We start from the raw sequence: 12,609 nt of genomic DNA on the forward strand, positions 1-12,609 counted from the left end.
AGGTGCTCGATCACCTGCAGGGGCTGACCGCGGAACTCGGCACCGCGCTGCTGCTGATCACCCACGACCTGGCGCTGCACGGTAACGTCCAGCGCCGAGGTCGGCTCGTCAGCGATCAACAGCCGCGGCCGGCCAGCCATCCCGATCGCGATCAGCGCCCGCTGACACATACCACCGGACAGCTGGTGCGGGTAGCGGCCGGCTTGCTTCGCCGGGTCGGGCATGCCGGCCTGACCGAGCAGCTCGATCGCACGCCGCCGCGTACGCCGATCGGAAGTGTTGGCCCGCAGCGCTTCCGAGACCTGGAAACCGACCTTCCAGACGGGATTGAGGTTGCTCATCGGGTCCTGCGGGATGTAGCCGATCTCGCGTCCCCGGATCGCGCGCAGTGTCCGACGTCCCGCACCGGCGATGTCGGATCCATCGAAGACGATGCGACCGGCGGTGATCCGCCCGCCCGCGGGGAGCAGCCCGAGGATCGCGGCCGCCGTGGTGGATTTCCCCGACCCCGACTCGCCCACCACCGCGACGGTGTGGCCCGGCAGGACTGTGAGGTCCACGCCGCGGACGGCGGCGTGATCGCCGAAGCTGACTTTGAGGCCCTCGACGGCCAGCAGTGGTACGCCGGTCACGGCCGCCACGCTCGGGACGCCGGGTCCAGGGCGTCGCGCAGCGCGTCACCCATCATCATGAAGGCCAGCACCGTGATCGCCAGCGCGCCGGCCGGGTAGAACAGGATCGGCGAGCCCGCCCGCAGCCGCGTCTGGGCGAGGTTGATGTCGCCGCCCCAGGAGACCACCGTCGGCGGCAGCCCGACGCCCAGGTAGGACAGCGTGGCCTCGGTGACGATGAAGATACCCAGGGCGATGGTGGACATCGCGATGACCGGGCCCAGCGCGTTGGGCAGCGCGTGGCGCAGCAGGATCTGAAAACGGCTCAGCCCCAGGGCTTTCGCGGCGAGCACGTAATCGCTGGCACGCACCGCGAGCACCGATCCTCGCGCGATGCGGGCCACCTGCGGCCAGCCGAATAGGGAGAGGACGGCGATCACGGTAAACACCGTGCGGTGATGCATGACCTGCATGAGCACGATGGCCGCCAGCAGCAGCGGCAACCCGAAGAACACATCGCTGACGCGGGAGACCAGCGCGTCGACCCAACCGCCGTAGAAGCCGGCCAGCGCGCCGAGTGCGCCGCCGACGACGAACACCGCCACGGCCGCCCCCAAGCCGACGGTGACGGAAGCCCGCGCGCCGTAGACGGTGCGGGCGTAGACGTCGTGCCCCTGCAGGTCGGTGCCGAACCAGTGCGCGCCCGACGGTCCAAGCAGACTCTGACTGGGATCGGCATAGCTAGGATCGGCGCCGGTGAACACCGCGGGGAACATCGCCACCGCAACGATGAACAGGATCAGCAGGCCGGCGAAGACGAACTTCGGCCGGCCGCGCAGCCCCCGCCGGGTGTCGCGCCAAAAGCCGCCACGCTCAACCATACCGGATCCTCGGGTCCAGAGCGGCATACAGCAGGTCCACCGCGAGGTTGGTGATCAGGTAGATCAGCACCAACACCGTCACGATCGACACCACGGTCGGCGCCTCCTGTCGGGTGACGGCCTGATACAGCACACCGCCGACGCCGTGAATGTTGAAGATGCCTTCCGTCACTATGGCTCCGCCCATCAGCGCCCCCAGGTCCGCCCCCAGGAACGTCACCACCGGAATCAGCGAATTGCGCAGGATGTGCACGGTCACCACACGCGGCCGGGACAACCCCTTGGCGGTGGCGGTGCGGACATGATCGGCGTGTGCGTTGGCAGCCACCGCCGACCTGGTCAACCGCACCACGTAGGCGAACGACACCGAGCCCAGCACGACGCCGGGCAGCAGCAGACGCGCGATCGTCGACCTCTCGCCCACCGTCACGGGCGCGAGGCCCAGTTTCACCCCGAACACGAACTGGGCCAGAAACCCCAGCACGAAGATGGGGACCGCGATGATGACGAGCCCCGCGAGCAACACGGTCGAGTCGAAGATCCCTCCGGTGCGCAGGCCGGCGATCACCCCGAAGCCGATGCCCAGCACCGCTTCGACTATCAGGGCGACCAGTGCGAGCCTTAGCGTCACCGGAAACGCATGTGCCAGAACGTCGCTCACCGGCAGCCCGGAGTAGGAACGGCCTAGGTCGCCGTGCAGGACGCCGCCGAGGTAGCGCAGGTACTGCACGATGAACGGATCGTCGAGGTGGTAACGGGCCCGCAGCTGCGCGGCGACCTCGGGGGTCAGCGGACGGTCCCCGGCGATCGCGGCCACGGGATCGCCGGGCAACAGGAACACCATGCCGTAGATCAGCAGCGTGGCGCCGACGAAGACGGGCACCATGGCGGCGATCCGGCGCGCGATGTACCAAGCCATGTCGCTAGGCCTTCACGATGTTCTCGTAGTCGGGCAGACCGTTCCAGGTGAGCTTGACGCCGCTCACCGGCGACGACCATCCGACCACCGCGATGTAATACCACAGCGGCACGGCGGGCATGTCGCGCAACAGGATTCGCTGGGCCTTGTTGACCAGGACGTCCGCCTGTGGCAGGTTGGGTGCGGCCTCGGCGGCGGCCAGGCCGGCGTCGAAGTCCCGGTTCGAGTACCCGACGTCATTGGATCCCGCTCCGGTGGTGTAGAGCGGGGCCAGGAATTCGATCATCGACGGGTAGTCACCGATCCAGCCCGCGCGGAACGCGGTCTCGATGGTGCGGTTGGTGATCTGGGTGCGGAAACCCGCGAACGTGGGGTGCGGCGCGCCGACGGCGTCGATGCCCAGCACGTTCTTGATGCTGTTGGCCACCGCGTCCACCCACTCCTGATGGCCGCTGTCGGCGTTGTATGCGATGGAGTACCGCCCGCTCCACGGCGAGATCGCGTTGGCCTGGCCCCAGAGTTGGCGCGCCCGTTCGGGATTGAAGTCCAATGCGTCGTTGCCCGGGATGTGTGGATCGAATCCCGGCAATGAGCTGGCGGTGAAGTCGCGGGCCGGGCTGCGGGTGCCGTTGAAGATCTGCTGGCAGATCTGCGCCCGGTTGATGGCCGCCGACAACGCCAAGCGGCGCAGCCGGCCTTCTTCGCCGCCGAAATGCGCCAGCCGCAACGGCGTGTCGAGCGATTGGCTGACCGCGACGGGCCCACTGGCCGCGTTGCCGCCCAGGTCTCGCTTGTAGATCGTGAGCGCGCTGGACGGAATCGTGTCCAACACATCGAGATTGCCGGACAGCAGGTCGGCGTAGGCGGTGTCGAGGTTGGCGTAGAACTCGAACCGCAGGCCCTTGTTGTGGGGTTTGCGATTGCCGTGGTAGTCGGGGTTGGGTTTCAGGTCGATCTTGACGTTGTGTTCCCAGGCCGGGCCGTCGGCACCGTCCGCCAGCTCGTATGGGCCGTTACCGACAGGGTTGCGGCCGAACGCGGCCATGTCCCGAAACGCCCTGGCCGGCAATGGGTAGAACGCATTGTGTCCCAGCCGCAAAGCGAAATCGACGGTCGGCGCCTTGAGCCGCACGTCGAACTCGAGATCGTTGACCACTTGCAGGCCGGACATCGTGGTCCGGGCCGGCTTGCCGTCTCCCGTCAGCCCGGCGACCTCGTCGTACCCGACGATCGGGCTGAAGAAGCTTTGTTGCAGTTGGGCATTGGTACTCAACGCTCCGTAATTCCACGCGTCGACGAACGAATGGGCCGTCACCGGCGTTCCATCGGTGAACTTCCAGCCTGGCTTGAGCACGATCCGGTAGTTGACGTTGTCGGATGTCTCGACCGACTGCGCCACTTCCGGCGACGGTTTTCCCGCGGCGTCGTAGGACACCAAACCGGCGAACAACCGATCCAGGATCCGACCTCCGAGGCTGTCGTTGGTGCCGGTCGGGATCAACGGGTTGGGCGGTTCCCCACCGTTCACGACCACCAGGTCGGGGGTCAGCGCACCGCCGCCGCACGCGGTCAGCGCGGCGACCGCCACGACCACGGCGGCCGCAACGGCCCGCATCCGGTGCATGATCCGACCCTAGGGCCTGCCGCGCAGCGGCGGTGAAGTGCCCGCGCCGGCTTCGGCGACCTACGATTTCGTGGTGGTCGTCGCGTATCTTGCTTCCGCCGAGGATCCCGCCGTGCACGCGGGCCGGCTGCTGTTCTTGATCGGCCTACCGACGACTGGCTTGATCTGTCTGGTGGTCGGGCTCTGGGAGCGCTCGCGGGGACGCCGGCGGCAACTCCCGCCCGCCTACCCGTATCCCCCGGCGCCGCCACCGCAGGCGATCGGCTACCCCGGTTGGCCCCATCCCGGTTACCCGCCGGGCGTCCCGCCGCGGCCGCGGACAAGCAAGTCCGCCACCACGCTGATCACCGTCGGTTTGGTCTTGGTGGCGCTGGGCGGGTTCGGGATCGTCAACCACGCCGCGCGGGCAATCTCCAGCCAAAAGGACGAGTCCTTACTGCGGGTGGGCGATTGCATCAGCGAAAGTGATTACAAGGCAAACCGTTTCGATGCCCGCCTGATCAGCGGCTGTAGCGACCCTGCGGCGACTTACGAACTCGCGTTCAAGGGGAACGCCTCGGACAGCTGCCCCGACGGCAAACGGGAGCACTCGATCTATGAGCGCGCCAGCAACCACTCGACGACACTGTGCTTTCTCATCAACCTGCAACAGGGCCGTTGCTATGTGTACATCAGTGACGGCGAAGCCGTCAGCCTGAGGCCGGGCGACTGCGGCGACTCGAACCGGGTGCAGGTAAAAATCGCGCAGCGCATCGACGGGAGCACGGACACCACCCAATGCCCGCAAGGGACGAAAGGCGTCAGCTACCCGGAGCCGGCCCGCGTGTATTGCCTGGCACGGGCCGACTCGTGACGTCGCTCAGACGGGCGTCAGCGGATGCACCTGTAACGCGCAGGCGTCGATGGTGACCGGCACGCTCAGCACCACCGTCGTGTCCGGCGGATTGACCAGCAGATCGGTATAGGTCGGGCAGGGTTCGCCGTTGGGGTCGATGGCCACCCCCTCCACGACGGCCTGCCCCTGGGTTGACAAGGACAGGATCACGGTGGGCGGCACCTCGGCGCCGCGCGGCAGACCACCCATGTAGCCGCGCAAGGTGGGCTGCGCGTGGATGAGCGGGCCGCCGAACCCCGAGTCGACGCCGGGGTATCCGGTCAGCGTGCAGGGTTCCGCACCACTGGCGAGGCTGAACACCAGCGTGGCTGCGCGATGGCCCACGGCGGCCTGGGTCGGCGAGGCGGTGACGGCGATCCGGTCCGACCAGCACGGGGTGGGTGCGTCGGCGGTGTCGATCGGCATGGCCCACGCCGACGACCCCAGCAGGGCGGCGGCCGCGTAAATCGTTGCGGCCGCGGCGAAGCTGGGAACGAGTCGGCGGATACGCCGCCCCTGGCCGGGCACACCGGTGATTATCCGCCATGGGAGCGGCGTTCGACCCGAATTTGGCGCTTCCCTTTTCACCTTGCAGCGTTAGGCTCTGACGGTTGACGAGCCACGACACTAGGAGGAAGCCAGTGACCGCGACCGACGCCGTAGGCCCGTCGTCGTACCCCCCGCCGCCGGCGTTCGCCGAGCAGGCGAACGCCGGCGAGGAGTTGTATCGCGAGGCCGAGGAGGACCGGCTGGCCTTCTGGGCCAAACAGGCGAACCGGCTCTCCTGGTCGACGCCGTTCACCGAAGTGCTCGACTGGTCGCAGGCGCCGTTCGCGAAGTGGTTCGCCGACGGCAAGCTCAACGTCGCCTACAACTGCGTGGACCGCCACGTCGAGGCCGGGCTCGGCGACCGCGTCGCCATCCACTGGGAGGGAGAGCCCGGCGACAGCCGCAGCCTGACCTATTCCGATCTGCGGGCCGAGGTGTGCAAGGCGGCCAACGCCCTGACCGGCCTGGGCCTGGTCGCCGGCGACCGCGTCGCGATCTACATGCCGCTGATCCCCGAAGCGGTGATATCGATGCTCGCCTGCGCCCGGCTGGGCATCATGCACAGCGTCGTGTTCGCCGGCTTCACCGCCAAGGCGCTACGGGCTCGTATCGCCGATGCCCAGGCCAAGGTGGTGATCACCAGCGACGGGCAATTCCGCCGCGGCAAGCCGGCACCGCTGAAGGACGCGGTCGACGAGGCCGTCTCGGATTCCGAGAGTCCCGTCGAGCGCGTCCTGGTGGTGCGGCGAACCGGGATTGACGTGTCGTGGAACGACGACCGCGACCTGTGGTGGCACGACGTGGTCGACGCCGCGTCGCCCGACCACACCCCGGAGCCCTTCGACGCGGAGCAGCCGCTGTTCCTGCTGTACACCTCGGGCACCACCGGCAAGCCCAAGGGCATCGTGCACACCAGCGCCGGCTATCTGACCCAGTGTTCCTACACGCACTACTACATCTTCGACATCAAGCCCGAACGCGACGTCTTCTGGTGCACCGCCGACATCGGCTGGGTCACCGGCCACACCTACGGCGTCTACGGTCCGCTGTCCAACGGCGTCACCGAGGTGCTCTACGAGGGCACCCCCGATTCCCCGACCCAGCACCGGCACTTCGAGATCATCGAAAAGTACGGCGTGACAATCTATTACACGGCGCCCACGCTGATCCGGACGTTCATGAAGTGGGGGCGCGAGATCCCCGACGCGCACGACCTGTCCAGCCTGCGACTGCTGGGCACAGTGGGCGAGCCGATCAACCCCGAGGCGTGGCGGTGGTACCGCAAGGTGATCGGCGCCGAGCGCCTCCCGATCGTGGACACCTGGTGGCAGACCGAAACGGGCGCCGCGATGATCTCCCCGTTGCCCGGGGTCGCCGCGGCCAAACCGGGTTCGGCGATGAGAGCGCTGCCGGGCATCTCCGCCAGCATCGTCGATGACCACGGCGAGCACCTGACGCCCACCATTCACCACGGCGAACACGTCACCGGCTATTTGGTGTTGGACCAGCCGTGGCCGTCCATGCTGCGCGGCATCTGGGGCGATCCGGAGCGCTACGTCGAGACCTACTGGTCTCGATTCGCCGACCAGGGCTGGTACTTCGCCGGGGACAGCGCCTATTACGACCGCGACGGCGCCATCTGGGTGGTGGGCCGCATCGACGACGTGATGAACGTGTCGGGGCACCGGCTCTCGAGCGCCGAATTGGAGTCGGCGCTCGTCGGCCACCACGGGGTGGCCGAGGCCGCGGTGGTCGCGAAGAACGACGAGACCACCGGCCAGGCGGTCTGCGCGTTCGTCGTCTTGTGCGCCGAGTACGAGGTGCACGACGGAATCGTCGACGAGTTGCGCGCCGAGGTGGCCCGGGAGATCTCACCCATCGCCAAGCCGCGTGAGATCCACGTGGTGCCCGAACTGCCCAAGACCCGCAGCGGCAAGATCATGCGCCGGCTCCTGCGTGACGTCGCCGAGAAGCGGGAGCTTGGAGACACGTCGACGCTGTTGGACCCCAGCGTCTTCGACGCGATCCAGGCTTCGAAGTAGCTCAGATCAGGCCGGTAGGGGCGTGAACCCCGCACCCGGCCGGTGCTTGGTGTTGACGTCGGCCAGGACGGCGTTGAATGACTGGACCACCGCCGGCGTGTGCAGCGGGATGTACTTGATGACGCACGTCGGCAGGTTGTCGCTGAACGCCCCGTGGATCATGCCGACCAGCATGTTGTTCACGGTCACCGGTGCCCCGGAATCCCCGGGCTGGCCGCAAACCTGCATGACGATGGTGCCCGGGTCCTGGCCCGGCCCCCACGTGACGCCGCACGAGTTCCCGGTGGTGCGGCCCTGCTTGCAGGCGATCTCGCCGAAGGCCGGGTCCGGGCCGATGCCGTTGATCGCGAAGCCGTTGTAGTTGGCCGTCGGTGTCACCTTGGCGGGATCGAACTTGATGACGGCGTAGTCGAGGTTGTCGTTGCCGGCAACCATGGTGCCCAGGATGCCCGCGTTCTCCGCGCCCTCGGCGGCGACCTGCGCGCCTGGGCCGCCGCAGTGCGCCGAGGTGAAGCCGATCAGGTCGCCAGCGGAATCGCCCCCGATGGTCGTCAGGGTGCACATGGTGTCCCCGTTGATGACGATGCCGGCCCCGCCGCCCATCGGGATCCTGACATCGGCGGCCGCGGCGCGCACGGGGTACCCCGAGAGGACCAGGAGTGCCGCCCCAATTGTCGCCACGAAGCAACGGTGCGCCGTCTGCACAGCACCACTCCCATCGACAGGCCGGACCCGGACCGGCTTGGCCAGTCTAGTCGGCCGGGTGTCTCGCCCGCCGGGCCCGGCGCGGCCCCGCGGACCTTATCGTCCGATTGCCAGCGCGTGGGTTTCGATGCGACAACGGCCGCCCGGGCGCGCCGGCTCGGGCAAAGGGGCTGGTTCGACGCGTTCCTAGCGGGTACCAGTCGCTCAACGGAGCGCAGAACGCCTGGTCGACCCGGGTCCGGTGGTGGCCGTCTTCGGCTGGCCTCGTCTGGTCCGGCGGCGCATGGCAACATGAACCGCGACGACAGCAAGCCGGGCAGTGACGAAAAGAGGGGACGGTCCGTGAGCAAAGCCGATGGCAAGAACGGTGTGCCCAGCACCCTGACCACGATCCCCCTGACCGATCCGCACGCCCGCCCCGCGGAGCCGTCGATCGGTGACCTGATCAAGGACGCGACCACGCAGGTCTCCACACTGGTGCGCGCCGAGGTCGAGCTGGCCCGGGCGGAGATCACCCGGGACGTCAAGAAGGGCCTGACTGGCAGCGTCTTCTTCATTGCCGCGCTGGTGGTGCTGTTTTACTCCACCTTCTTTTTCTTCTTTTTCGTGGCCGAGCTACTCGACACCTGGCTGTGGCGGTGGGTGGCTTTCCTGATCGTGTTCGGGATCCAGGTCGTGGTCGGGGCCGTGCTGGCGCTGCTGGGCTTCCTCAAGGTGCGCCGGATCCGGGGGCCGCGGGAGACGATTGAGTCGGTCAAGGAGACGCGCACCGCCCTCGCCCCGGGCCACGACAAGGCGCAGGGCGCGGCCAAGCAGCTCGAGGAGCGCGGGAGGCACGAGAAGCCCGAAACCGATCCATCAGGTTGGTAAGTGGCCCCGCCGGACCCGTCGGTAACCCGCATCGACGGGCCGTGGCGGCATTTGGACGTGCACGCCAACGGCATCCGGTTCCATGTCGTGGAGGCGCTGCCCGCCGACGCTGACCCGGCCGCACCGCCCACGGCCCGGCCGCTGGTGATGCTGCTGCACGGGTTCGGTTCGTTCTGGTGGTCGTGGCGCCATCAATTGCGAGGACTCACGGGTGCCCGGGTGGTCGCGGTCGACCTGCGGGGCTACGGCGGCAGCGACAAGCCGCCCCGGGGCTACGACGGCTGGACCCTGGCCGGCGACACCGCCGGCCTCATCCGCGCGCTGGGACACTCCTCGGCGACGCTGGTCGGACACGCCGACGGTGGGCTGGCGTGCTGGGCCACCGCGCTGCTGCACGCCCGGCTGGTGTCGGCCATCGCGCTGATCAGCTCCCCGCACCCGGCGGCGCTGCGCCGGGCCACGCTGACCCGACGCGACCAGGGTTACGCGCTGTTGTCGACGCTACTGCGCTACCAGGTACCCGTCTGGCCGGAACGGTTGCTGACCCGGGACAACGGGGCCGAGATCGAGCGGCTCATCCGCAGTCGTAGCTGCGCCAAATGGCTTGCCTCCGAAGACTTTTCCGAATCGATCGGTTACCAGCGGCTGGCGATCCAAATCCCGTCGGCGGCGCACTGCGCGCTGGAATACCAGCGCTGGGCGGTCCGCAGCCAGCTGCGTGACGAGGGCCGGCGATTCATGAAGTCGATGAGTCAGCAACTCAGCGTGCCGCTGCTACACCTGCGCGGCGAGGCCGATCCCTACGTGCTGGCCGACCCGGTCGACCGGACGCAACGCTACGCCCCGCAGGGACGTTATGTATCCGTCTCCGGCGCAGGGCATTTCAGCCACGAAGAGGCGCCGGACGAAATCAACCGGCACTTGATGAAGTTCCTGGTCTCCGTGGTCAGCTGACGCAGGCGCCGGTGGTGACCTGTTGGGTGTCAGCGACCTTGGCGAGCTGACTGTTCACCTCGTCGGCCGTCAACACGAACCCGGTGTCGGGGTCGTCGACGGCCGCACCGAACACCACGCCGAGCACCTGACCGTTCAAATCGATCAACGGCCCGCCCGAATTCCCTTGCTCCACATTGGCTCTGATGGTGTAGACGTCGCGGGTGACCGGTGCGGGGTCGCGGTAAATGTCGGGGCCGCTGAGTTTGATGACCTCGCGAATGCGGGCTGGAGTCGCGGTGAAGTTACCGCCGCCGGGATAACCGAGCACCACAACGCTGGTACCGGTTTTCGCCTCGGTCTGGGCGAATGCCAACGGCGGGGGCGGCAGGTTGGGGACGGCGAGGATGGCGATGTCGACCGATGGGTCGTAGGAGACCACGGTGGCGTCCAGCGGGCTTCCGCTGGCGTAGATCTGCACACTGTTGGACCCGGCCACCACGTGGGCGTTGGTCATCACCCGGTCGGGGGCGATGACAAACCCGCTGCCCTCCAACACTTTTTGGCAACTCGGCGCCAGGCTACGCACCTTGACGACGCTGGGCGCGGTGGACTGCACCACCGGATTGTTGGCCAGCGCGGGGTCCGGCGAGGCGACCGGAATCACCGGGGTGCGGCTGAACGGCTCGAGCACCGCGGGCAGGCCCGAGGTGTTCAGCAGGGCCGAAAGCCGTTTGGGCACCGTCTTCAGCCACGGCGGGGCGACCTCGTTCACCTGAGCCAGCACCCGCGAGCCGCGGACCGCGGCGGCCAGCTCCGGCTGGTCCTTCGACTGTGTCAGCGGGGTGGCCAACAACCATGCCGCGGTCAAGACCACCACCAGCTGGACCCCCACCCCGATGAACGAGTCGACCGTGCGGACCGTGCGGCTGCGAATCGCGCCGCGCACCGCCCGGCCCAGCACCACCCCGGCGACCTCGCCGATGACCACCAGCGCGAGGATCAGGAACAGGGCGGCGAACAGCTTGGCGCGGGGCGCGGCGATGTGGCTGACCAGGTGCGGCGCCAGCAGTACGCCTGCTATCGCGCCCAGCAACACACCCACGAACGAGAACAGCGACCCCACCGCGCCGGAACGCCAGCCCGAGACGGCCGCGATGAAGGCGACCGAGAGCACGGCGATGTCCAGCCATTGGGACGGGGTCATCGAATTCATGTTCATCGGTGGGCACCACCCTGGTCGCCGACCAGCGCCATCGCCGCGTCCAATTCGCGGACGTCGGTGGTGTCCCAGGGCTGGGCCCAGCCGGCGACGTCGAGCATCGCACAAATCACCTGGCCAGTGAATCCCCAAACCAGCATCTCGTTCAGCAGAAACGCCGGTCCGGACCACCGGCGCCCGAGGTCGCCCCGATACACCATCAGCCGGTTGGCCGGATTGATGAAGGCGCGCACCGGAACTCGCGCGACGATCGCGGTTTCGGCCGCGTTGACGACGGTCACCGGCCCGGGATCGGGCGAGTAGGCCAGCACCGGGACGACGTGAAACCGTGATGGCGCGATGAACGTGCGCTCCATCGTGACCAGAGGGCGCAACCGGGAGACGTCGATTCCGGTTTCCTCCCGGGCTTCCCGCAAGGCGGTGGCCACCGGACCGTCGTCGATCGGATCGGAGGCCCCGCCGGGAAAGGCGGCCTGGCCCGCGTGGTGGCGCAGCGTGGACGCCCGCACGGTGACCAGCAAGTCGGCGTCGTCGGGGAGACCGTCGTCGGCCGTCGCGGACTCCGGCCCCGAAAACAACACCAGGACGGCGGCTTCCCGGCCGCTGCCACGCAACGCCGACACCGCCTCGCCGGTGATCATTGCCAGGACGTCGGCCGGCAGCCGGCGTCGGTACGCCTCCGGCATCCGCTCGACGTTATCGACCAGGGGGCGCAGCCAAGGCGGGGAGGCGTCGGGCGTCAGGGGAAGTGACCCGCGCGTGGGGTCCAGGGCCCCGCCACCCGCGGGCGGGGGCGTGCCCCCAACACTCACCGGGCGCTCCAGTCGGTCCAATTTTCGGCTTATCCCTTGTCGTTTCCGACCGCCGCGGCGATCTCGTCGGCGCTGTCGAAAGCCCGCGGCAGCATCTGCGCAACGCTACCGTCCGGCCGCAGAACCACCGTCGCGGGCATGACGTTTACGACACCCAGTGCCGCCGCGACCCGACGGCGGCCATCCTGCAGGGTCGGCAGCCGAACGCCCAGTTCGGCCAGCCGCAGCAGGGCAGCCGTCTCGTTCTCGTCCTGATGCACGGTCACCACCGTCACGTCCGGCCCGGCCCGCCGTTGGTACTCCGCCATCGCGGGCAGTTCGGCCGCACAAGGCGCGCACCAATACGCCCACACGTTGAGGACCACCCGGCGCCCCGCCAGCGCGCGGGCGACGTCGACAACCGAGCCGTCCGCCGCGCACTCGACCGTGATCCCCCGCAACGCCGGCGGCCCGGGACCGTCACCGGCGCCGGGGCATGGGGCCAGATCGGCCCGCTGCCGCGGCCCCGCCAGCGCCGCCGGCGTGTCGGCGTCCCGGTGTTCGCGGTCCGGCGCGTTCATCGCGGTG

Annotated in this window: 13 protein-coding genes; 4 read left to right on the forward strand and 9 right to left on the reverse strand. The window is 68.6% G+C overall.

Annotated elements, in window-relative coordinates:
- From A5695_RS19580 to A5695_RS19595, 4 genes are all read right to left on the reverse strand, one after another.
- A partial coding sequence (locus A5695_RS19580) for an ABC transporter ATP-binding protein (protein ID WP_156749747.1) occupies positions 1-641 on the reverse strand: 641 nt, incomplete at its 3' end.
- Positions 629-1,492, reverse strand: coding sequence for an ABC transporter permease (locus A5695_RS19585; RefSeq protein ID WP_068085838.1), 864 nt, complete (start codon positions 1,490-1,492; stop codon positions 629-631). The genes A5695_RS19585 and A5695_RS19580, both read right to left, overlap by 13 nt.
- Complete coding sequence (locus tag A5695_RS19590; RefSeq protein ID WP_068085840.1) at positions 1,485-2,411, reverse strand: ABC transporter permease; 927 nt, start codon at positions 2,409-2,411, stop codon at positions 1,485-1,487. Before A5695_RS19590 ends, A5695_RS19585 begins: the two co-directional genes overlap by 8 nt.
- Before the next feature lie 4 nt (positions 2,412-2,415).
- Positions 2,416-4,035 (reverse strand): ABC transporter substrate-binding protein, encoded by a 1,620-nt coding sequence (locus A5695_RS19595; protein WP_068085842.1) that lies wholly within the window; start codon positions 4,033-4,035, stop codon positions 2,416-2,418.
- Between the two features lie 73 nt (positions 4,036-4,108).
- On the opposite strand from A5695_RS19595, the gene A5695_RS19600 reads away from it, so the two are divergent.
- The gene (locus A5695_RS19600) at positions 4,109-4,888 is read left to right on the forward strand and encodes a hypothetical protein (protein ID WP_068085856.1); all 780 of its coding nucleotides are present in this window, start codon (positions 4,109-4,111) and stop codon (positions 4,886-4,888) included.
- 6 nt (positions 4,889-4,894) lie between these two features.
- Here the strand turns inward: A5695_RS19600 and A5695_RS19605 are convergent, their stop codons facing one another.
- Entirely contained in the window at positions 4,895-5,437 is a 543-nt protein-coding gene (locus tag A5695_RS19605) for a DUF4232 domain-containing protein (protein ID WP_197515558.1), read from the reverse strand.
- A gap of 113 nt (positions 5,438-5,550) precedes the next feature.
- Here A5695_RS19605 and acs point away from each other — a divergent pair, with 113 nt between their 5' ends.
- Positions 5,551-7,500, forward strand: a complete 1,950-nt coding sequence (gene acs, locus A5695_RS19610) for an acetate--CoA ligase (protein WP_068085845.1) — start codon at positions 5,551-5,553, stop codon at positions 7,498-7,500.
- Between the two features lie 6 nt (positions 7,501-7,506).
- Here acs and A5695_RS19615 read toward each other — a convergent pair whose 3' ends face one another.
- Entirely contained in the window at positions 7,507-8,205 is a 699-nt protein-coding gene (locus A5695_RS19615; protein ID WP_068085847.1) for a peptidase, read from the reverse strand.
- 342 nt (positions 8,206-8,547) lie between these two features.
- Here A5695_RS19615 and A5695_RS19620 point away from each other — a divergent pair, with 342 nt between their 5' ends.
- Positions 8,548-9,075 carry a phage holin family protein gene (locus tag A5695_RS19620; RefSeq protein WP_068085863.1) on the forward strand — a complete coding sequence of 176 codons (528 nt, stop codon included), beginning with the start codon at positions 8,548-8,550 and terminating at the stop codon, positions 9,073-9,075.
- Positions 9,076-10,029, forward strand: coding sequence for an alpha/beta fold hydrolase (locus tag A5695_RS19625; protein ID WP_068085850.1), 954 nt, complete (start codon positions 9,076-9,078; stop codon positions 10,027-10,029).
- On the opposite strand, the gene marP is transcribed toward A5695_RS19625, so the two are convergent.
- The 3 genes from marP to A5695_RS19640 form a co-directional block, all read right to left on the reverse strand.
- Complete coding sequence (gene marP / locus A5695_RS19630; RefSeq protein WP_156749748.1) at positions 10,022-11,215, reverse strand: acid resistance serine protease MarP; 1,194 nt, start codon at positions 11,213-11,215, stop codon at positions 10,022-10,024. The genes A5695_RS19625 and marP overlap by 8 nt on opposite strands.
- 11 nt (positions 11,216-11,226) lie before the next feature.
- Positions 11,227-12,042, reverse strand: coding sequence for a CoA pyrophosphatase (locus A5695_RS19635; RefSeq protein ID WP_068085854.1), 816 nt, complete (start codon positions 12,040-12,042; stop codon positions 11,227-11,229).
- Between the two features lie 29 nt (positions 12,043-12,071).
- A partial coding sequence (locus A5695_RS19640) for a TlpA disulfide reductase family protein (RefSeq protein ID WP_068085865.1) occupies positions 12,072-12,609 on the reverse strand: 538 nt, incomplete at its 5' end.

Origin of the sequence: Mycobacterium sp. E1747, assembly GCF_001667775.1 — a bacterium.
Taxonomy (GTDB): Bacteria; Actinomycetota; Actinomycetes; order Mycobacteriales; family Mycobacteriaceae; genus Mycobacterium.

Coding starts and splice junctions, on each gene's coding strand:
- marP (WP_156749748.1), bottom strand. CDS start 11,215: ATGACCCCGTCCCAATGGCTGGACATCGCCGTGCTCTCGGTCGCCTTC.
- A5695_RS19590 (WP_068085840.1), bottom strand. CDS start 2,411: ATGGCTTGGTACATCGCGCGCCGGATCGCCGCCATGGTGCCCGTCTTC.
- A5695_RS19585 (WP_068085838.1), bottom strand. CDS start 1,492: ATGGTTGAGCGTGGCGGCTTTTGGCGCGACACCCGGCGGGGGCTGCGC.
- A5695_RS19595 (WP_068085842.1), bottom strand. CDS start 4,035: ATGCACCGGATGCGGGCCGTTGCGGCCGCCGTGGTCGTGGCGGTCGCC.